At 64.8% G+C, this 20,694-nt stretch carries 18 protein-coding genes and 1 pseudogene; 5 read left to right on the top strand and 14 right to left on the bottom strand.

Translation table 11 applies throughout. The features are described from left to right. Positions 1-105 precede the first annotated feature (105 nt). The 8 genes and pseudogenes from bcsN to ACIQUG_RS12145 all read right to left on the bottom strand — a co-directional run bounded on the left by bcsN (position 106) and on the right by ACIQUG_RS12145 (position 8,970). Positions 106-1,044: a cellulose biosynthesis protein BcsN gene (bcsN, locus tag ACIQUG_RS12180; RefSeq protein ID WP_402321608.1), complete on the bottom strand. Its 939-nt coding sequence runs from the start codon at positions 1,042-1,044 to the stop codon at positions 106-108. A gap of 222 nt (positions 1,045-1,266) precedes the next feature. Further along, on the bottom strand, positions 1,267-1,962 hold the full coding sequence (locus ACIQUG_RS12175) for a class II aldolase/adducin family protein (RefSeq protein WP_402321605.1): 696 nt from the start codon (positions 1,960-1,962) through the stop codon (positions 1,267-1,269). After that, positions 1,959-3,428 (bottom strand): FGGY family carbohydrate kinase, encoded by a 1,470-nt coding sequence (locus ACIQUG_RS12170; protein ID WP_402321602.1) that lies wholly within the window; start codon positions 3,426-3,428, stop codon positions 1,959-1,961. Before ACIQUG_RS12170 ends, ACIQUG_RS12175 begins: the two co-directional genes overlap by 4 nt. A gap of 47 nt (positions 3,429-3,475) precedes the next feature. Beyond that, positions 3,476-4,324 (bottom strand): sugar phosphate isomerase/epimerase family protein, encoded by an 849-nt coding sequence (locus ACIQUG_RS12165; RefSeq protein ID WP_402321599.1) that lies wholly within the window; start codon positions 4,322-4,324, stop codon positions 3,476-3,478. Positions 4,325-4,326: 2 nt separating this feature from the next. Next, the gene (locus ACIQUG_RS12160) at positions 4,327-5,325 is read right to left on the bottom strand and encodes an ABC transporter permease (protein WP_402321596.1); all 999 of its coding nucleotides are present in this window, start codon (positions 5,323-5,325) and stop codon (positions 4,327-4,329) included. Continuing rightward, complete coding sequence (locus ACIQUG_RS12155; protein ID WP_402321593.1) at positions 5,322-6,323, bottom strand: ABC transporter permease; 1,002 nt, start codon at positions 6,321-6,323, stop codon at positions 5,322-5,324. Before ACIQUG_RS12155 ends, ACIQUG_RS12160 begins: the two co-directional genes overlap by 4 nt. Then, a pseudogene (locus tag ACIQUG_RS12150) lies at positions 6,316-7,830 on the bottom strand (sugar ABC transporter ATP-binding protein). The gene ACIQUG_RS12155 and the pseudogene ACIQUG_RS12150 overlap by 8 nt, the downstream one beginning before the upstream one ends. Positions 7,831-7,977: 147 nt before the next feature. Next, positions 7,978-8,970, bottom strand: coding sequence for an autoinducer 2 ABC transporter substrate-binding protein (locus ACIQUG_RS12145; RefSeq protein WP_156134040.1), 993 nt, complete (start codon positions 8,968-8,970; stop codon positions 7,978-7,980). A gap of 244 nt (positions 8,971-9,214) precedes the next feature. On the opposite strand from ACIQUG_RS12145, the gene ACIQUG_RS12140 reads away from it, so the two are divergent. The 3 genes from ACIQUG_RS12140 to ACIQUG_RS12130 all read left to right on the top strand — a co-directional run bounded on the left by ACIQUG_RS12140 (position 9,215) and on the right by ACIQUG_RS12130 (position 11,535). Further along, positions 9,215-10,273, top strand: a complete 1,059-nt coding sequence (locus tag ACIQUG_RS12140) for a LacI family DNA-binding transcriptional regulator (RefSeq protein ID WP_402321590.1) — start codon at positions 9,215-9,217, stop codon at positions 10,271-10,273. A gap of 88 nt (positions 10,274-10,361) precedes the next feature. Continuing rightward, positions 10,362-10,814: an Lrp/AsnC family transcriptional regulator gene (locus tag ACIQUG_RS12135; RefSeq protein ID WP_402321587.1), complete on the top strand. Its 453-nt coding sequence runs from the start codon at positions 10,362-10,364 to the stop codon at positions 10,812-10,814. 97 nt (positions 10,815-10,911) lie between these two features. Further along, entirely contained in the window at positions 10,912-11,535 is a 624-nt protein-coding gene (locus ACIQUG_RS12130) for a LysE family translocator (protein WP_402321583.1), read from the top strand. A gap of 57 nt (positions 11,536-11,592) precedes the next feature. Here the strand turns inward: ACIQUG_RS12130 and ACIQUG_RS12125 are convergent, their stop codons facing one another. Further along, entirely contained in the window at positions 11,593-12,006 is a 414-nt protein-coding gene (locus ACIQUG_RS12125; protein WP_402321580.1) for a GFA family protein, read from the bottom strand. 67 nt (positions 12,007-12,073) lie between these two features. Here ACIQUG_RS12125 and ACIQUG_RS12120 point away from each other — a divergent pair, with 67 nt between their 5' ends. Next, on the top strand, positions 12,074-13,531 hold the full coding sequence (locus ACIQUG_RS12120; RefSeq protein ID WP_402321578.1) for a serine hydrolase domain-containing protein: 1,458 nt from the start codon (positions 12,074-12,076) through the stop codon (positions 13,529-13,531). A 39-nt stretch (positions 13,532-13,570) separates the two neighbouring features. Here the strand turns inward: ACIQUG_RS12120 and ACIQUG_RS12115 are convergent, their stop codons facing one another. The 3 genes from ACIQUG_RS12115 to ACIQUG_RS12105 all read right to left on the bottom strand — a co-directional run bounded on the left by ACIQUG_RS12115 (position 13,571) and on the right by ACIQUG_RS12105 (position 16,632). Next, complete coding sequence (locus ACIQUG_RS12115; RefSeq protein WP_402321576.1) at positions 13,571-14,566, bottom strand: DUF535 family protein; 996 nt, start codon at positions 14,564-14,566, stop codon at positions 13,571-13,573. Positions 14,567-14,767: 201 nt separating this feature from the next. Then, complete coding sequence (locus ACIQUG_RS12110; RefSeq protein WP_402321573.1) at positions 14,768-15,940, bottom strand: ATP-binding protein; 1,173 nt, start codon at positions 15,938-15,940, stop codon at positions 14,768-14,770. Beyond that, complete coding sequence (locus ACIQUG_RS12105; protein ID WP_043626533.1) at positions 15,937-16,632, bottom strand: response regulator; 696 nt, start codon at positions 16,630-16,632, stop codon at positions 15,937-15,939. Before ACIQUG_RS12105 ends, ACIQUG_RS12110 begins: the two co-directional genes overlap by 4 nt. A 381-nt stretch (positions 16,633-17,013) precedes the next feature. On the opposite strand from ACIQUG_RS12105, the gene ACIQUG_RS12100 reads away from it, so the two are divergent. After that, positions 17,014-17,811, top strand: coding sequence for a phosphatase PAP2 family protein (locus ACIQUG_RS12100; protein ID WP_402321570.1), 798 nt, complete (start codon positions 17,014-17,016; stop codon positions 17,809-17,811). Between the two features lie 24 nt (positions 17,812-17,835). Here ACIQUG_RS12100 and ACIQUG_RS12095 read toward each other — a convergent pair whose 3' ends face one another. Further along, entirely contained in the window at positions 17,836-19,929 is a 2,094-nt protein-coding gene (locus tag ACIQUG_RS12095; protein ID WP_402321567.1) for a nitrogen regulation protein NR(II), read from the bottom strand. Next, positions 19,926-20,666 carry a response regulator transcription factor gene (locus ACIQUG_RS12090; protein ID WP_402321564.1) on the bottom strand — a complete coding sequence of 247 codons (741 nt, stop codon included), beginning with the start codon at positions 20,664-20,666 and terminating at the stop codon, positions 19,926-19,928. The genes ACIQUG_RS12095 and ACIQUG_RS12090 overlap by 4 nt, the downstream gene beginning before the upstream one ends. Between the last annotated feature and the right edge of the window lie 28 nt (positions 20,667-20,694).

Here is a 20,694-nt window from a genome sequence, read left to right as displayed (position 1 = left end):
TTGCCTTCCAGCGTTCGGCATCATGCCACTGGTATTGCCCGACCCATATTCGACCGAGTCTCCCCTACCGACACCAGCCCATAACAAAGGATGGTTAGCGGTCGATTAAGGGCAGGCTCCTCCGCTCTGCTGCCCTGCGCATGCCGGAGCCGGCACGATCACGTTCGGCAAGGTTTTCGCCGTGGTTTCCGCCTGCGCCTGCGGCACCGAGACGGTCCCGTCCGGTTGCGGAACCGGGATCGACGTTACCGCGGTGGGCGCGACAACAGGCTGCTCGGCGCGGGCCGGGACGCTGGTGACCTCGCGTCGCGCCACCGGCTGCGCCTGGCGTCGGATGACCACTGCCGGCGCGCTCTCGGTCGCCGTTTCTTCCTTGCGATAAATCGGGTTGCCGGTTCGGCCGAGACCCGCCTCCAGCGGCGGCGGGGCGCCATAGGGGTTCCAGGCGGGATCGCCGAAGGTGCCAGTGATCGTGTAGCCGTAGACCGGGGCCAGAAGCTCGGTCTCGCTGGCGCCTGCCGCGCAATAGCGCAGCCGCACCTGAATCGTGCCGTAGCCCTTGAGCGGCGAGCGGTGGTTCTCCGCCTGGCGGATCTGCTGCCAGGCAAAGATGCAGGCGTCGCTCCCTCGGCCCTGGCCGAAGGCATAGCCGAACGGGCCGTAATTGTTCTGCAGGAAGTATGGGTTGAGCGACAGCGAAACGCCGGGCAGCGCCCGGCGCGCCTCAGCCATCATCTTGTTGTCGCGCACGCCGGCATAGTTCGATCGCGACTGCTGGTCGAACTTGGCGTTCATCGGGCCGAAGAACTTGGCCCGCAGCAGGTTCTGACCCGGGGTCGCCGCCGAGGTGTAAAGATAGATATCCTGCTCGATCGCGTTGGTGCTGCGCCGTTCAACGACGTTCAGCACTGCAGGTCCGCCGGGCGGCGGCAGGATCAGCGCGTTTTCCGAGGGAACCATGATGCTGCCGGTCGGCGTGCCGACGTCCTGGCGCGTGTTGCAGCCCGACAGCACGGTCGCGGCCACGAGCGACGCTGCAGCCACGCGCCAAGCTTGTGCAGGGCGCAGCCGTCTCTCCGACGTGCCGAATCTCCGACTCAGATATCGTTGCATCATGGCTGAGCATTAGTTGATTCACCCCATTTCGCAAACCCGCGAAGTATGGGGGCAGAGATGCCACCGGGCACAGGCGCGCAGTTTCATCCCCTGAAAATCGATTGTTTCAAGTGGCACCGACGCTCTTCAGCGACACGTCCCCGGACGGCCTCAAACCGCCTCGCGCGGGCGGGCGAGATCGTTGACGCCCTCGTCATCCGGGGCCTGCCCGTAGCTCATGCGGCGCATCTGGGCGATGACGCGTTCCATCTCGTCGTCGGGCAGAACCGGCGGCTCGCCGAGCGTCAGCGCCTGCACATACATGCGCGACAGGGTTTCGATCTCGATCGCGAGCCAAAGCGCGCCTTCGAGCGTCTTGCCAAGCGAGATCTGGCCGTGCTGGCCAAGCAGGCAGGCGGTGCGGTCCTTGAGTGCGACAAGCGCATTGTCGGACAGGGCCTGGGTGCCGAAGGTCGCATATTCCGCGCAGCGGATCGTCGTGCCGCCGGCGATGCCGGTCATGTAATGAAAACTCGGGATGGTCTTGTGGTGGCAGGCAAGCGTGGTCGCATAGACCGAATGGCAGTGCAGCACGACGTTGATATCCGTGCGTTCCCGAAGGATGTCGCGGTGGAAACGCCATTCCGACGACGGGCGAAGACCTGCGTAGGTACCGTCGAAATCCATTTCGACCAGGTCTTCGGGCTGCATCGTCTCATAGGGCAGCGATGACGGGGTGATCAGGAAACCGGCCTCGGTGCGAACAGAAATATTGCCCGCCGTGCCCTGGTTGATACCGTTCGAGTTCATGCGGCGGCAGATGTCCACCATCTCGCGGCGGAGCGACAGAATGTCGGCCTTGGTCATCGATATGTCCTTTCGAAGTCGCGACTGAAACCATTGTTGTGCCCAGCCCGGGCGCGGGCTCGCCATTGCGACGCATAGACGGCGACAGCAGGCGAGAGGTGAGACACGTCGCCGGGATCGGCGAGCGAAAGCGGCGCCGGGCGCTGGCGCCGGCCCTCATTTGCAAGCAGCGCGGCGCCGGAGGCCACGCCATAGGCATCGAGATTGAAGCGCACCCGCCGGTTCGGCATGAGTGCGGCGGCGAGGCGGGCATAGAGCGGATCGCGCAGGAAGCTTCCGTCGAGCACGACCAGCGGCCCCGGCCCCAGCGCCTCCACGCACTCCGACGTTAGAAGCGCGCAATAGAGCAGCGCCAGCGCCTTGCGTTCGATCGGCGTTTCCGGCGGCGGCCCGCTGATACGACCGCGACCGGCACTTCCCGGAAAGAGGCCATCATCGTCGCCAAAGGACGGCAGTGCCATGGTGCGCTTGGCGATCAGGCCGAGAACGACGTCGTCAGGCACCGCGGCGTCCGGCGGTTCGCGGCCCGCCACATGGGAGAATTCGCGGCCGCCCATGGTGAGCACACCACCGAGAGGGCGTCCGAAGACGTCGCTGTTCAGCGTCATGCCGCGGTGCTCGTCGAGCCGGTCAAGGGCCGTGCGGCCGGAAAAGCCGACGATCCAGGTCCCGGTCGAAACGACGATGAAATCGAGGAGCCCGCCGGCGTGATAGCGATAATGGTTGAGGCTGCTGTCGTGGCCGCCCGCAAGCACGCGCAAGCCTACCGGCAACCCGTGGCGCCGGACAAGCTCGGGACGGGCGGAGCCGAGGACCTGCCAGGCATCGGCAAAATCCGGCATCAGGCTCCGCCAGCCGCGTGTCCCGACAATGGGCGCAAAGCGGCGGTCGGCGACATTCCAGAGATGCGATTGCGCGCCAAGCAGGCTCGCCTCGGATGCGGCAACGCCCGACAGCCGCCACGCCCAATATTGCGGCAGGCCGAGATACCAGCGCGCGGCCGCTACCGACTCTGGCGCATGCTCCTGCATCCAGTAGAGTTGGCGCGCCTGGTGCGTGGCGCTGTGCATCGTCGCGCTGCCGCGATCGAAGAAGGAGCCGGAGAGCGGCGCGTAGCCGAGCTGGATTTTCTCCGGCACCGGCTGCTCGTAATCGATCATCGGCAGGGCCGCGCCGGCGGCCATATCCGGGTCGTCGCCAACGAGTACGCCGCCGGACCCGTGACCGGCGGCGACGAAGGTTTGCAGCGGATGGCGGCGACCGAGATCGGCGAGACTGGTGAAGATCCATTCGCCGAGGCTTTCGAGATCGTGATGCCGCCAGGGTGGGCCTGGCAGCACCGGGTTGGCGACGCTCAGCGTTTCCAGGACGAAACCGTCTGATGTGACCGCGTTCAGCTTCACATTGGTCTTGCCGACGTCAAGGACGGCAACCGTCCCCGTGTCCGCACCCGCTGAAACTGCCATGCTGCAACCCTCCGTCCTGATCGAGGCGGTGCTTAAAGCGCGCCCGCCTAGATCAATCCGTATTGCCTCGCCTTGTTCCTGAGGAACGGCAGGCCGTCGCCCATCACTTCCTCCTCGTCCCTGGCGACGGGCCGCCAGACGGCGAGGCCATAGGCGACTTCCGGCGGCATGTTGATGAAGCTTTCCATCGCGAGACCGCCCTTGAAGCCGATTGCGGCCAGCGTCGCGAAAATCTCATCCCAGGCGCAGTTGCCGTAGCCGGGCGTGCCGCGGTCGCTTTCGGACAGGTGAATGTATTTGATGAAGTCGCGGGCATCGAGGATGCCAGTGCCGATGCCTTTTTCCTCGATGTTCATGTGGTAGGTGTCGAGATGCACGAAGACATTGTCGGCGCCGACCCGCTTGATCATGTCGACCGCCTGCCAACCGGTGTTGATCAGGTGGTTCTCATAGCGATTGACCGCCTCGACCCCGAGCTCGATGCCGCGCGTCTTGGCATGTTTGGCGGCAGCCTGAAGCACGCGGGCGATGTTGTCGTATTCGGCCTCGGTCGGCGGCACGCCGGTGCGCTCGCCGATGCCGCCGTAGATCACGCCGGAGAGCGCTTCACCACCGAGATCGGCCGTCTTGTCGATCGCCACCTTCAGGTGCTCGATCGCCGCATCCGGCCGAACGGACGCCCAGGCGCGCTCCGGCAGGCCGAGCGAGCAGACCGCACGCAGCTTGTTTTTCTCAAGCAGCGCCTTGGTGTGGGCGGTGTCGACCGCCGGCGGATTGAGCATCGGGATCTCGATGAAATCGACGGCGTATTTCACCGCCGCCGCGACGGCACGCTCGGCACCGGGACGATCCCAATTCATGGTCCACATGCTCGTATGGACGCCAAAACCCTGCATGGTCATGTTTCCTTTCTGACAAATGAAATCTTGAACTTGGTGGCGACGAAGCGCAGCACCATGACGCCGGCGAGCAGCAGCCCCCAGACGGCAGTCGCCAGATGCTGGTTGGCGCCGACGAGGTTGAGGCCGGAAGAGAGAAGCTGCAGCACCACCAGCGCGACGAAGACTGGAATGACCCGGCCGAAGCCGCCGAACGGATTGACGCCGCCGAGGAAGCAGGCGAGCACCGTGATCAACAGGTAGCTCTCGCCGTGGCCGATGCGCACGGAGTTGAAGCGCGCCAGCATGATGATGCCGGCAATTGCACACATGGCGCCCGAAAGCGCATAGACCAGCACGATCACCTTGCGAGTGTTGATGCCGGAATATCGCGTCGCCTCGAGGTTGGAGCCGATCATGTAGGTGTTGAAGCCGAGCTTGGTGCGGGTGAGCAGCACGTGCCAGGCGAGCACGCAGACGATGAAGACGATGAGCGGGATCGGCACACCGAGAAACGACCCGTGGCCGAGCGGGCCAAGGAAGGCCGGAAAACCCGAGACGTCGCCGCCACGCGTCAGGAACTCGCCGAGGCCGCGCAGGAAGATCATCATCGACAGCGAAACGAGGATCGGATGCGCGCGGGTAAAGGCGATCACCAGCCCCATGACCACGCCGCTTGCCGCACCAACTAGAATGGCGAGCACCGAACCGAGCAGGAAGGCGCCGGGGCCCGCCTCCACCCCGCCATTTGCCTGCAGCACCCAGGCAAGCGTCAGCCCAGCGATGTTGGCCGTGAAGGTGATTGCGAGATTGAGCCCGCCGGTCAGGATCGGCAACAGCATGGCGAGCGTCAGCAGGCCAAGCTCCGGAAGCTGGAAGGCGACCGAGCCGAAGGTGGCGGCGCTGAGGAACTGCGGCGAGGCGATGCCGAAGACCAGCATCACGGCGAGAAAAGCCAGCCCCGGCCCGGCCATCTCCGGGCCGATGAGGGTCTTCACGCGGTCGACGATCGCGCTCATCGCCCGGCTCCTTTCTGGCTGACGAAGGGCAACAGCCTTTCGATGCGGGTGTTGGAGAGCGTGATCGCCACGAGGATGATGGCGCCGATGATCATCTTGAAGGCGAAGGGCGAGACGCCCATCAGGTTGAGGCCGTTCTGAGTGATCGAGATCAGGAGCACGCCGAGCACGCAGCCGAGCACCGAGCCCTTGCCGCCGCCAAGCCGCGCGCCGCCGAGAACGACCGCTGCAAGCACGTCGAGTTCGCGGCCATAAAGCGCGTTCGGCACCACCTCCTGCGCGTAGTGCGCCTGGATGAGCCCGCCGATCCCGGCCATGAGCCCGAGCCAACCGAAGGCGATGAACTGCATGGCGCCGATATTGATGCCGAAGCGACGCGCGCCCTCGGGATTGTCGCCGAAGGCATAGAGCTGGCGGCCGGTGGTGGTGCGGGTGATCAGCACCCAGGTGGCGATGACGCAAAGAACCATCACCAAAACCGGCAGGGTGATCTCGATCCAGGTTCCATCCGGCATCTCGTGCTCGAACAGAATGACGCGGTCCGTCAACCAGTCCGGCAGGTCGTAGATCGACACGCCCTTGGTGAAGAACATCAACAGGCCGAAATAGATGTTGAAGGTGGAGATCGTCGCAACGATCGAGATCACCCGGAAGCGATGGATCAGGAAGGCGTTAATGGCGCCGAGCAGGATGCCGAGCGAGCCGGCGATCAAAAGGCCCGAAATCCAGCCGCCTCCACCGATCCAGCCAAGCATGATCGCCGTGCCGTACTGCACCACCGATGCGGCAACGGCAAAGGAGATGTCGATGCCACCGGCGATCAGCACTACGAGCAGTCCGACGGCGAAGATGATGTTGACCGAGCTGATGTTGAGCAGGTCGAAGGCGTTGCCGAGCGAGAAGAAGTTGGCAGTCGAGACCGACAGCACGGCGCTGATCGCGATGATGACGGCAAGCAGCGACACTTCGGTTGCGTGGGTGCGGACGAAGCTACGCATAGACCGCTCCTTCGATGTCAGCGAGCGAGGATGTGCGCGGATCGTAGCTGCCGACGATGCGGCCCTGCGCCATGTGCAGCACACGGTCGGCGTTGAAATAGACCTCCGGCACCTCGTCGGAGATGAGGATGATCGCAAGTCCGGTCTCGGCAAGCCGCGCGACGATGTCGAAGATGCCGGCACGCGCCCCGACGTCGACGCCGACGGTCGGGGCGTCGAGGATTAGGAGCTTCGGGTCGGTCGCCAGCCACTTGGCGATCGCCACACGCTGCTGGTTGCCGCCGGAAAGCGTCGAGATCGCATCCTGTTGCAGCCCGATCTTGACGCCGAGATCGGCGATCCAACGGGCAACAAGGCTGCGCTTGCGATCCTCGGAAAGCAGACCGCCCGAAAGGATCTTGTCGAGCGAGCTGATGACGAGATTGTCGGCAATCTACTGCGGCTGGATGAGGCCGAGCGACAGCCGGTCCTCCGAGAGATAGGCGACGCCCGCCGCTATCGCGTCGCGGTTGGAGGAAAAGCGGACCGGCTTGCCTTCAAGCGCAATGGTGCCGGATGCCGGCTTCAGCATGCCGAAGAGCGTCAGCGCCAGTTCGGTACGCCCGGCGCCGAGCAAGCCGGTAATCCCAAGCGTTTCGCCGCGCCTGACCGAGAGCGAGATATCCTCGAACTGGCCCGGGCGGGAAAGGCCCTTCACGTCGAGCACAACGGGTTGGCCATCACGGGATTTCGCCCGCACCTGCTGGTCGAAGGTCTTGCCGGTCATCAGTTCGGTGATGCGCGACTGGGTCATGCCGGCTGCCGGATAGACGCCCACCAGCGCACCATCGCGCAAGACCGTGATGCGGCTTGAAATCTCCAACACCTCGGCAAGCCGATGGCTGACGAAGACGACGGCAACGCCGGAGGCGGAAAGGCCACGAACGATATCGAGCAGATGGTCGGTTTCCGACTGCGTCAGGGACGCCGTCGGCTCGTCCATGAAGACGAGCCTCGCTTCGCCGACCAGCGCGCGGGCGATCGCCACGATCTGGCGCTGGGCAATCGCATATTCCTTGAGCGGCAGGTCGACATCGAGCGTCACGCCAAGACGGGCAAGCGCGTCGGTGGCGATCTGGCGCATGCGGCCATAGTCAACGAGCTTCGGCCAGCGGCCGAGCACGGTCTGGAAGGCGATGTTTTCGGCGACGCTCATCTCGGGAAACAGCGCCAGATCCTGCCAGATCACCTGGATGCCGCGATCCTGCGCGGTCACCGGCGACATGTGGGAATAGGTTTCGCCATCGAACTCGATCAAGGCGCCGTCGGCGGGGCGGTAAACGCCGGTGATGATCTTGATCAGCGTGCTCTTGCCACAGCCGTTTTCGCCGGCAAGGCAATGAACCTCGCCCGGGCGGACGTCGAAGCTCACATTCTTGAGCGCGCGAACCCCACCGAACGTCATGTTGATATCGCGCAGGGCCAGAAGCGGCGTCTCGCCTCCTCCCGCGGTCGCAAGCTGGTGCATGGACTGCCCCTAAATCACGTTAAGTCCGAGCAGGATGCGGGCAGAAACCGCAAACACCTTTCCTCATCCGGCTCCGGCACGGTTGAGGGACTTGCCAGGCCGGCCGAAGCCGGCCCAGCAGCCGGGAGAACCCTTGAACTCGGGTTTTCAGAGACCCATGGCCGCAAGATCTGCGACCGTGTCCTTGTTGATCGGCACGAGCTGATCGACGATGATGTTGCGGTTTTCGAAGTCCGGCTTGACCTTGCCGAGACCTTCGATCTCGTCACCGTCCTTGACCTCTTCGCCCTTCATCAGCTTGTCGGCGAGCGTGACGAAGACTTCGCCGGCCTGCTTCGGATTCCACATGAAGCCGCCGGAGATCGCGTCGGCCTTCACCAGCTTCTGGCCCTGGCCGGGCGAGAAGGGACCGAGCACGAAGATCTCGCCGACCTTGCGGCGCTCCTCGACGGCGCGGCCGGCGCCGATCGGGCCCTGGCTGCCGAAGGCAAGGAAGCCTTTCAGGTTCGGATGGGCAGAGATCAGGTCGAGCGCGGTCGACCTGCTTTTGTCGACGTCTTCGGCAACACCGTAGCGATCGCCGACCAGTGTCATATCCGGATGGTTCTTCTTGATGTAGGCGATCGCGGCATCGGCCCAGGCATTGTGCAGCGGCACGGTCAGCGAGCCGACGAAGACGGCATATTCGCCCTTGCCGCCCATCTTCTCGGCCAGCAGCTTGCCGTGCGCCTCACCGAAACCGGTCGAGGATGCGAGCTCGAAATCCCAGTCGGCACCCTTCTGGCTCGGGGATTCATGGGTAATGACGATGATGCCCTTTTCCTTGGCCTTGGTCAGCACCGGCTCCAGCACCTTGGCGTCGTTCGGAACCACGCCGATCACCTTCACGCCTTGGGCGATGAGGTCCTCGATGGCGCGCACTTGCAGCGCCGGGTCGGCGCTGGTCGGGCCGACCATGAAGGCGTCGATACCGAGCTTCTGGCCGCGCTCCTTGATGCCGGCTTCCATGGCGTTGAACCACGGAATGCCGCCGATCTTGACGACGACGCCGACCTTGCCGGCATCTTGCGCAAAGGCTGCCGCCGAACTCGCAAGCGCCAGCGATGTCGCCAGGGCGGCGACGAGAATTTTCCTGATCATGTTCTCTCCTCCACTCGCTCCCATCAAGGGAACGCGCCCGGTCGCGTCAGCGCCGGCCTCCAGTTTCAAATCATCACTGGCGAAGTGTTCCTCGCCTCCCTGAAACGCCGCCTCCTCAGACGACACCATCAAATTTGCACAATCGATATTTCTTGTTTGCACAATCGATGGTGCAAGAACTATTGTGCAGACTTAATCTTTCGTCAAGGGGAAATCGGCACTAAAACCACGAGGGGAGAAAACGATGGCCAGCAGCAGCAAGAAGAAAGCGACGATCTACGACCTGTCGGTGTTGTCGGGGAGTTCACCCTCAACCGTAAGTGCGGTCCTGAACGGCACCTGGCAGAAGCGCCGGATCAAGGAAAGCACGGCGGAACTGATCCGCAGCCTGGCCGAGACCCACCAGTACACGGCCAACCGCCAGGCGCGCGGACTGCGCAGCTCGCGCTCCGGCTTGATCGGCCTGCTTCTTCCGATCCACGACAACCGCTATTTTTCGTCGATGGCCCAGACCTTCGAGGCGCATGTCCGAAGCAAAGGCCAATGCCCGATCGTCGTCAGCGCCAGCCGCGACCCGGAGGAAGAGCGCAAGACGGCCGAAACGCTCATCTCCTATTCGATCGACGAGCTGTTCATCTGCGGCGCGACCGACCCTGACGGCGTGCATGAGGTCTGCGAGGCAGCCGGCCTCAAGCACATCAATATCGACCTGCCCGGCACCAAGGTGCCCTCCGTCATCAGCGACAACTACGAGGGCGGGCGCATGCTGACGGAAGCGATCATCCGTCACTTCCAGGCGTCCGGTCCGCTTGCGCCGCACGAACTCTACCTCTTTGGCGGCCGCAACGACCACGCCAGCCGCGAGCGCATCCGCGGCTTCCGCGCCGTCAAAAGCGAACTTCTCGGCGCAGATCCGGACGAATGCATCCAGCCGACCGGCTATGCGCCGAACAATGCCCGCCTCGCCTTCGAGGCCTTCTACGAGAAGCACGGCAAGCTGCCGCGCGGCCTCTTCGTCAACTCGTCGATCAACTTCGAAGGCCTGCTACGTTTCATGGCCGGCCACCCGCACGAGAATTTCGCCGACCTCGTCGTCGGCTGCTACGACTACGATCCCTTCGCGTCCTTCCTGCCCTTCCCCGTCATCATGATCCGCCAGGACGTCGAGGGCATGATCACCAAGGCCTTCGACGTCATCGAGGAAGCCCGGCCGCAGCCACGCATCCACCTGATCCAGCCCGAGTTGGTGCAGCCGCGCACGGCGCTGACAGGCCCGCTCGACGCATTGAAAGACATCGAATAGCCCAGGACGCCACCGATTCCGCGGTCGCTACGGCGTAAAACAGAAAAATCCTCTGTACATTACATTAGAATCATCGTATTCATTGGCCATGGATGACGTTGACAGAAAAATCGTCGAAATTCTCGCTGACGATGCACGGCGATCGCTGACCGATATCGGCGCCGCGGTGGAATTGTCGCCGTCGGCCGTCAACGAACGTATTCGCCGGCTCGTCGCCAGTGGCGTGATCCGAAATTTCACCGTCGAGGTCGATCATCGCGCGCTCGGCCTCGACGTGCTCGCTTTCGTCTGGATCGGCCTTGCGCCGGACGCGGACGAGGAAGCGTTCCGCGGCTTCATGGCCGGCCATCCCGCCGTGGCGGAATGCCACCATGTCACCGGCGCCTGGTCCTATTGCGTCAAGGTGCGGATGCCGTCGCTCAGTGACCTCGAGCCGTTCCTTGCCGAAATGAAGCAACGGCGGTTCCTGGCGCGAAGCGAAACGGTGATCGCGCTGTCGACCGTGCGGGAAAGCCTGACGACGATCGCGCCGCGCGCCTGACGGACGCGCAAACTGCTGCAACTTTTTTTGTTTTGCCGGGCAGGCACCGTCCTTCAAGCGGATCGGTGCGACCATGCCGCGGCCGGAGCCCAATGCCATGTCCACATTGCTGTTTGGAAAAAGCCTGCTCGTCGGCCTCGCGGTCGCAGCTCCACTTGGCCCCATCGGGGCGCTCTGCATCAACCGCACTCTGGAGCGCGGCTTCTGGGCGGGCGTGGCCGGGGGCCTCGGAACGGCTGCCGCCGATGCGACCTATGCGGCCCTTGCGGCAATCGGCTTTGCCGCCTTTGCCGCCGTGCTTTCGATCATCGCCATGCCGCTCGGCCTTGCCGGCGGACTGTTCATGATCTGGCTCGGCTGGAGCGGATTGCGGCCGAAGCCGGTCACGGCGGCGGCCGATGTCGGTGGACGCGATCTCATTCGCACGACCATCGCCACCTTTTTCCTGACGATGACGAGCCCGGCGACGATCCTTTCCTTTGCCGCCATCTTCGCCGGCCTCGGCCTTGCCGAAGCGGGCGACGCGCTCAGCGCTGCCGTCGTGGTCCTGGGCGTCTTCCTGGGATCGCTCGGCTGGTGGTTTTTCCTAAGCGGCGGTGTAGCGATCGCCCGGTCGCGACTGCCCGACAGCTTCGTCGTCTGGGTATCGCGCATTTCGGGGCTGGTTCTGATCGCCTTCGGCATCATTGCCATCGGCGCCGCCGCGAAGGGGCTGCTCTAACGCCTGTCGACGCAGCCCTTTACCGGCTGCGTCAATCACTTTCGGCCCTGCACCTCGTCAGGTCGCGGGCTTCACCGCCTTGACATGCCACCACTTGGGTCGGGCAGTGCGATAGCTGTGGCTCTTCGGGATGAGATCGACGGCATTCGTCTTGTCGAACGCACCGAGCAGAAGGGCAACCACCGGCGCATCGTCGATCGCGCCGAGGCTGCTGCCGCAGGACGGGCAGAAGGCGCGGCTGGAATAATCAGAGGAACGATAGACCGATGGCGCGCCGCCCGGTCCGGTCCAGGTCACGGCTTCGCTCGGAAATTCGACCCACGCCAGGGTCAAGGCGCCCGAATGGCGCTGGCACATCTTGCACGAACACGTATGCGGTTTGCCGGCTTTCCCCTGCGCCTCGAACCGGATTGCTCCGCAAAGGCATCCGCCCGTGTGCGGCTTGAGCCTCTTGGCAACGGACCGCGTCATACTTACCTCCAGTTGTGGCTTCGAATCGGCGCCAGTATAAACATCCGCGACCAAATTGGAGGCGTCCATGCGTGCAGTTCGGGTGATATCTGCCTTTGTGGTTGTCGGCGGCATCGCAGGCGAGGCAATGGCCGAGGATGGTGTGCGCCCGCCGGCCGAACAGGCGGCAATCGTCGATGCGGTGGAACACGGTCTTGCGCCGGCGGTCCTGATTGCCGGCGCCCCCACCGAGCGCAGGTCGCTCACCGACGAGATGGCGCGGCTGCACGTGCCGGGGGTCAGCATCGCCGTTCTGCAGGGTGGCACGATCGCCTGGGCAAAGGGCTATGGCGTCGTCAGCGCCGGCGGAGCGCCGGTCACGCCCGACACGATCTTTCAGGCGGCCTCGATCAGCAAGCCCGTCGCGGCCTTTGCCGCCCTGCGGCTGGTCGATCAAGGCAAGCTCGGCCTCGACCGCGACGTCAACGAGCAGCTTCAAGGCTGGAAGCTTCCCGGCGCCGGCGGCCATCCCGTTACATTGCGGCAGTTGCTTTCGCACACGGCGGGCACGACGGTGCCTGGCTTTCCGGGTTACGCGGCCGGAAAGCCAGTGCCAAGCACGGAAGAGGTGCTGCGCGGCGGGCCATCCGCAAATACGCCGGCCGTGCTCGTCGATACTCCGCCGGGAACGGTCTGGCGCTACTCCGGCGGCGGTTACACCGTCATGCAGAAGCTGATCGGCGATGCCACCGGCCGCCCCTTCGCCGAGATCCTCAGCGAAACCGTGCTCGAACCCGTAAGGATGACACACAGCAGCTTTGCGCAACCGCTTGGCGAAACGGCGCTGCGGACGGCGGCCTGGCCGCATGACGCCAAGGGTGCGCCGATCCCCGGCGGCCCGCATACCTATCCGGAACTCGCGGCAGCCGGCCTATGGACGACGCCAAGCGATCTCGCCCGCTTCGCGCTTGCGGTCCGTGCCGCGGCAAGCCACACGCCCGGCGCGCTGTTGCCACCGGCGCTTGCCGACGCGATGCTGACGCCGGTGAAATCCGACTACGGCCTTGGCTTCAGCCTGCGCACGACCGCCGGCGCTCACAGCTTTTCCCATAGCGGCAGCAACGCCGGTTACGAAAACATGCTCGTCGCTTTTTCCGGAAGCGGCGACGGTGTCGTGATCATGACCAACGGGCAGCAGGGCGGGGAACTGGCGAACGAGCTCGTCCACAGCGTTTCCGTCGCCTATGGCTGGCCCGATTACGGCAGCATCGAAAGGCCGAGCATTCCGGTCGCCGCCGACAGGGCGGCCAAGCTCGCCGGCGAGTATCAGGTTCCGAACCGAGGCACGTTCTCGATTGCCGACAACGACGGACAGTTGACCGTCTCCTTGAAGGAAGGCGTCAGCGAGCCGCTCTATGCCATGTCGGCGGACACCTACTTCGTGCTTTCACGGGACATGCTGTTCCATATCGACGACAGCGGGCCGGCGCTGAAGGGCCGGATCGTCTCCGGCGCCTTCGAAATGGACTTCACGAAGATCCCGTAATCGCAGCAACGTTTGTGCCGGTGTCGCCCAGGCGCCGGTTCAGTAGAACCACGCGCCGATATCGCGAAACGCGCGTTTGCTCTGATCACGCCTGTTGCCGTCCCGGGCCGCCTGGTCGTCGCCGATCGGCAGACTGAAGCCGAAAGGCTCGGCCGGCACGCCGCCGCGATCGCACCAATAGGCATCGAGGTCGGCGCGCATCATCCGGCGCCGCTTGAGCCGGCGGCGGTTGATGACGTGCCTGTCGTTCGAAACCGCGAAGACGTGCCCGGCCTGGCCTTCCGTCACCAGGCCGCTGAGGACGAGCAAGGCCGCATCCTTGGGCCGAAGCCCGCCGAGATCGCGCGTTGCCGTGATCAGCGCTCGCTTGGCCTCTTCACCCTTCGGCCCCTGCATTCCGCCGATGGCGAGACTATAGCTGTCTCCCTCGCACCGCACGAAGACGAAGCCGACGGTGCAGAGCGCGTAGCCGTCGCTCTGCCGGCGCAGCCGGATTGCGAAAGCCCCCTCGTGGCGGGCGCCACTATGGTCGGCCAGTTGCAGCTGGATGCGATAATTCTCGCTGCGGCCGGAAACCGTGCCCATCTCCAGGGTGCTGCCGCGCCAGAGCGCCATCAGCGACCGGCGCGACAGAACCTCACTTGCGACATCGAAGTGATTGAGCAGCAGGTCGAGCCTCGCAGCCGACGACGCGCCGTGCAGGAAGAATGTCGGGATCGATTTGCGCACGAGGTCGTCATGCGGCAAGCCCAGTCGGTAGCGCTCGGAGAAATCTCCAAGAAAGCCGATCCAGCGCGATGTCAGGAGCGGATGGCGCGCAAACCGCATGCAAAAGACGACTGCGCGCTTCAGGCTCACTCTCAGGCCGAGCTTGAGCACATGGCCGGTGAGCGACGTTTTCTCCCCTGAATTTTCACCGACGACGGGCGCAGAAACCGACCGGTTCGAAGGCGCCAGCGGCTCGCTGATGAATGCCTTGCCGTCGACCGGCAACCGCAGATCCGCGCTGTATTCCTGCCTGAATTCCAGGGACATGATGCTATCCTTGAGAGCAAACGCTGCTGGCCGAAGGACTCGGCCGAGCTCAGGTTTGCCCGGGCACTGTCAAGGATTTGCGGAGAACCGGTGGGCAATTGCACACCGGTTCCATACACGCGCAAGGATGGTGACGCGTCGAAGTTCCGGCCGGACAAGAAACGAAAAATTGCGTAGTACGGCAGCAGCAGCGGCCGTCGCTCAGAGGGCGGGTTCCCGCGGCAGGACGAGCGTGATGACGGCGCCGCCGCCGGCGCGCGCGGCAAACTCCAGCCGTCCGCCATGCGCCTTGGCGATCGCCTGGACGACGGAAAGCCCCAGACCCGTTCCGCCCGTCGCGCGCGATCGCGAGGCGTCGCCGCGCCAGAACAGGTCGATCGAATGGGTCGAAACGTCGTCAGGAAGACCGGGACCACGGTCCAGCATCCGGACAAAGGCCTCGTCGACGCCCCGTCGCCCGGTCTCGCAGCGCAGGACACGGCCGTCTGCGGCGTAGCGCGTGGCGTTTTCGATCAGCGCCAGCAGCGCCTGGCGCAGGCGCTGCGAATCGCCGGAAACCCGCACCGGCTCGAGCGCGACCTCCACGGACATGCCTACCGAGCCAAGCAGGGTGTTCGACGCGCCAAGCACCTGGGTCGCCTCGACGGCGAGATCCACCGGGTGGCGCTGGGTGACCAGCTTCTGTCCGGCGGCAAGCGACAGGGTGCGCAGGTCCTCCACCAGCGCGGAGAGCCCCTCCACCTGCAACAGCAATTGCCGCACCCTCTCTTGCTCAAGGGGGAAAACGCCGTCGGCCATTCCCTGAAGGTTGCCCTGCAGGATCGTCAGCGGCGTGCGCAGTTCATGCGCCACGGCCATCGTGTTGAAGCGGAGCCTGTCTTCCATGCTTTCAAGCTCGGCCGCCAGTTCATCAAATGTTTTCACGAGAGTAGCCACCTCCTTGGCCCCCTTGCGGATCGAGCCGACACGCACCGCAAAGTCCCCGGCCCGGAGGTCCTGTGTCGCCCGTGCCAACGCTTCAAGCGGGCGGCTGATCTTGCGTGCCAGCCAGTAGCCGACCAAGCCGCAGAACGCGACGGCGATGCCCCCGAAACCGAGAATGAGCTTGTCGACTTCCCAGTTCCCCCACTCCTCAAGCTCCTCCGTGCTGGCCAGCAGGACCTGTAGCGAGTCCGGCGACGGCACCTTGCCGCTATTGAGATCCTTGTAAGCCTCGACCGCCTTTGCCGGCATCCTCTCCAGCAGTTTTGCCTCCAGCTGCGACTCCATGGAGTTCACACCGCCGTAGACGATGACGACGCTGAACACGAGCAGGACGACGATCACCAGGGCGGTCAGGATACCCAGCGGAAGGCGCGACAGGCTGACTTTCATCTTGGCTCCACGAAACGATAACCGACGCCGCGCACGGCGCTGAAGAAGCCGCAGGCCCCGAGATCTTCCAGCTTGCGCCTGAGATTGGCGATGTGGGTGTCGACGGTGCGGGCGAGCGCGTCGCTGTCAGGCAGGCAGGCGTCGAGAATATCGGCGCGATCGAAGGCATGCGTCGGGCGGCGGATCATGTGGGCAAGGATGCGGAACTCGCTGAGCGTCAACGGCACGGAGTGGCGATTGCCGGCCTTTTCGACGAAGGCGACATGGGCGTCGAGATCGACCTCGACACTCTCGAAGCGGAGCACGGTTGCGCCGGCGCCGTTGCGGGTGCGGCGCAGCACCGCGTTGACGCGCGCCACCACCTCCTGCGGGTTGAACGGCTTGATGACGTAGTCATCCGCGCCGAGCCTCAGTCCGGTCAGCCGGTCGAGATCTTCCGCCAGCGCCGTGACCATGATGACCGGCGTGTTCCCCTCACGGCGAAGGCGGGCGAGAACCTCGAACCCGTCGAGCTTCGGCATGCGAACGTCCAGCAGCACCAGGTCCGGCGACAGCACCGCATGGTGGGTCAGCGCCGTCTCGCCGTCGGCGGCACGCACCGTCCGGAAACCGTCGCGCACGAGATACGCATCGAGGATCTGCGCAATCTCCGGCTCGTCCTCCGCCAGAAGGATGAGACCCTTATCGACCATGTACTAACTCCCTGGAGCTGATGTTGTGATCAGCAGCTTATGTGACGAATGCGCCCGCGTTGCAATTCATCCGCGTGGCCCGATCGACGCTTGACCGGCCCTCCGGATAGAGCTCCGGACAAATCTTCGCCGTTTCTTGACAATTGGCGGCGGACAGCCGGCACGACCGGCAAAACAGGTTCTCTGCGCCGGCGAAATGCAAAGCCGCCCGTTAATGAGCGCCGAAGATTTGCATTCCCGCTTGCCGTTTGCACTCGACCAGAAGGTGTATCCGCCAGCCATCCGATCTTGCGCATCAAGCGCTCCCCGTTCCTCGACGCAGCCTTGACAGAGCAGAGCAAGTGTCCGGCCCACACATTCCGACAACTTGCGAGCGACCGCATGTCCAGCCTTTACTCATCCACGGCCACTTCCTCAAACAGCAGCCGATGGCCGCGCCCCAATCCCCGTCTCTGGCCGGGGCAGGCGCGCGCCCGCCTCGAACAGCAGCCGATTGCGGCTGCCGGCGCGCTGACCATTTGCGCAGCTTTCGTCTTCATGGCCTTTCCCGGCATCGATCTTGCCGTCTCACGCTGGGCCGCCTTCGCCACGGGCGACTTTCCGCTCTCGCGGGAGCCGGAGCTGCGCGCCCTTCGTGACCTCAACCGTATCCTGCCGGTTTTCATTCTGCCCTGCGTGCTGGCGCTTTTGATTGCGCAAGCCGTCGCACCCCGGCCCTGGCTGCCCCGCCCGCACAAGGCGCTGTTCTTCCTGACCTTCTTTGCGGTCGGGCCGGGGCTCCTCATCCAGGCGCTGAAGCGGCTGATCGGGCGGGCGCGCCCCTATGAGATCACCGATTTCGGCGGCAGCCTGCCGTTCACGCCGGCCTGGCAAGTCTCCGGCGCCTGCTCGCGCAGTTGCTCCTTTGCGTCAGGCGAATCCGCCACCGCGATCGCGCTCGTGGCGCTTGCGCTGCTGCTGCCGGTTCAATGGCGGCGAACGGCGATCATCGCCCTCGTCCCCCTCGTCCTCGCCTTCTCGCTGAACCGGATCGTGTTCGGCGCGCATTATCTGTCCGATGTCGTGCTGGCCTGGTGCCTGATGCTGTGGCTGATGGCGTGGCTGTGGGCCGTGTTTACCGAAAACGGCGAACGGATCGATGCCGCCGTGATGCGCCTTTCGCGCCGAAGCGCGCCATAGAGCGCCTGCGAAACCGGCACAGCTTCAACGCGGAAAGACGAGTTCCACTGTCGTTCCGCGTCCCGGCTGCGAGAGAATGCGGGCGTCGCCGCCGCTTTGCCGGACAAAGCCGTAGACGACGGCAAGGCCAAGGCCGGCGCCGCCCTCCTGGTCGCGGGTTGTGAAGTAGGGCTCGAACGCCTTGTCCACCGCCTCCGGCGACATGCCGATCCCCGCATCGGTCACGGAAACGACGACATCGGCCTCGGCGCTGCCGGCGCGAATCAGGATCGTACCGCCGAGCGGCATCGCCGCGGCGGCGTTGAGGCAGAGATTGAGGATCGCCTGCTCGAAGAGGGCTGCATCGAGATGCACGTTGGGCAGGTCGTCGGCGATCTCGAAGGCGAGCCGGCATTTTTCGCCGACGGCAATTTCCAGCACGTCGGCCATGCCGCGCAGCACCGCGCCGATTTCGAGCGCCCCCGGCTGAAGCGGATGCTGGCTGCCGACGGACAACATGCTCGAGGCCAGCGAGCGCCCGCGATCGGCCGCCTTGCGAATGCGGGCGATATGGCGTTTCTGCCGGTCGCTGAAGCCCGTTTCGCGCTCCAACAGCCCCAGGCTGCCGGTGATGATGCCGATCATGTTGCCGACCTCATGGCTCACCTGGTGGGTCATGCGCATGATCCCGTCCAGCCGCTGCGCCTTGGCTGCCTCGGCCTCCTGGCGGTCGATCTCCGTCACGTCCCGTGCCAGCAACACGATACCCCGGTCCGGCTGCCGCGACAGCGAGACTTCGGTCACCCGGCCCACACCGGATCGATGGCGCAGCACCAGCCGGTCATCGAGCGAGCCCGCCTCTCGGTCAGCGGGCAAAAGGGTCGGGTCGATCTCCGGCATCGGACTGACGAACCGGCGCAGCGGCAACTTCCGCGCCGAGCCCGGCCAGCCGACGAGCTCCATGACGCGCCGGTTCATCGTAATCGGTTTGCCGCTCGGGTCGAAGAGCGCAATGCCCTCGTTCATGTTGCGGAAGGTCGAGCGAATGGTGCGGGCCGCCGCTTCGGCGGTACGGCGGAGCCGCGACACGCGCTCGACGCTTTCGCGAAACGCGCTGAAGGCTTCGAGCAGCCGCAAGAACTCGGTCTCCGTCCCCTTGTAGCTCGGCGTGTCGACATCACGGCGCCCCTGCGCAAGCGCATTCATGCCCTTGGAGAGCGAGACGATCCCGCGCGATACCCGCATGACGGAGCGGATCGAGAAGATCGCCATGACGAGCACGAGCAGCGCGGAGACCGCAACGATGACGAGCAGGCGGCTCAGCGCATCGGAAGTCGAGGCGAGATCCTCGTTGAGCCCGCGGGCAACGGCCTCGCTTTGTGTTTCCGTGGCATGCGAAAGATCGCGCGAGACCGTATGCAGCCGCGCCACCGCGGCGCGGATGGCGAACATTTCCAGAAGATAGTGGGTCTGCGCCTCGAACACCCGCTCATAGGGCGTCAGCTCGGCAGCCGAAATCCGGCTATCGGGCCCGGCGGGCGCCAGCCGTGGCGTCGTGACGGCAACGTAGCGGCGGCGCAGTTCGCCAAGCTGGAACAGGCTGTCGGAGTTGGACGCCGATTGCACGATCGCATTGAGGCTCTGGCGGACCTCGGCGTTGGCGATGCCGTTGCCGGTGGCAATCTCTCCAAGTGCTGCTGCCGCATCGGCCTTGTACTGCTGGGCCGAATCCGCGTCGGCGGCAAGTGTCACCGTCTGCGTGCGGATCGCATCCAGCAGCTCGACGATGTGGGCGCTGGCAAAGCCCTCGACCGCTGTCTTGCCGATCTCCGGCGCCATCGTTTGAAGCAGGACGTCGACCTGCGCGACGACCGAACGGCTTTCGCTCGACACCCGATAGGGCGATGTTGCGTTCATCAGGAACGGCGCGCTGGACACGAGGTCGGAAACCTGACGCGAAACCAGCGACGCCTTGGCGAGGCTCGAAAAGGCCTGCAGCCCGTAGGCCGCCATCTCGTCACGCGCCCGTTGCAGGCCGAATACGGCGACTGTTGCCAGGCTGAAGACGAGGACGCAGATGAAGACGATCGCAAAGGGCAGGCGGAAGGCGATCGACGAAAGGAACGCGCGGCTGATCACGGCCGGGCCTCGCCGTCGTCGGTATCCAGCACATAGCCCTTGCCGCGCCGCGTCTTGATGTGGCGCGGCAGGTCCGGATTGCGCTCGATCTTGCGCCGCAGCCGGAGCACGAGCACATCGACGTTGCGGTCGATGTAGCGATCGCTTTCGGCGCCCAGCCGATCGAGGATGTGCGCCCGGGTGACAGGCGTGTTCGGCGTTTCCGCGAGGATTTCGAGCAGTGCGAACTCGGCGCTGGTGAGCGACCGGGTCGCGTCGGAAAGGCAGACCGCGCGCCGGCTCTTGAGATCGATCGACCAGTCACCGAGCTTCAGCGCCGCGGGCTCGTGCTCGCGTTCGGTCTCCCGCTCCGGCTTCAGCGACGGGTAGGTGCGTCGAAGAACGGCCTTGATCCGGGCCGTCAGTTCGATCGGCTCGAACGGTTTGACGACATAATCGTCGGCGGCCGTCTCCAGTCCCAGCACCCGGTCGGCGGCGCTGCCTGCCGCCGTGACCATGACGATGCCGATATTGGTGCGCGCCCTCAGTCGCTGGGCAAAGGTCCGGCCCGATGTTCCAGGCAGGTTATGGTCGACGAGCACAAGGTGCACCGTTTCCCGCTCGAGGACGATGGCGGCAGCCTCCGCCGAAGGCGCCGTCAGCGGCATCCAGCCTTCGGCCTCCACCAGATCGGAAACGAGCTCCGCCATGTCCGGATCGTCCTCGACGATCAGAATCCGTATTCTCTCACTCAGCATGCACGTCCTCCCGTCGCCATCATAGGCG

Source organism: Ensifer sp. NPDC090286, from assembly GCF_044769565.1.
Classification (GTDB): Bacteria; Pseudomonadota; Alphaproteobacteria; order Rhizobiales; family Rhizobiaceae; genus Ensifer.
Note: the sequence above shows the minus strand (reverse complement) of the source record. Positions and strands in the feature narration are given on the sequence as shown.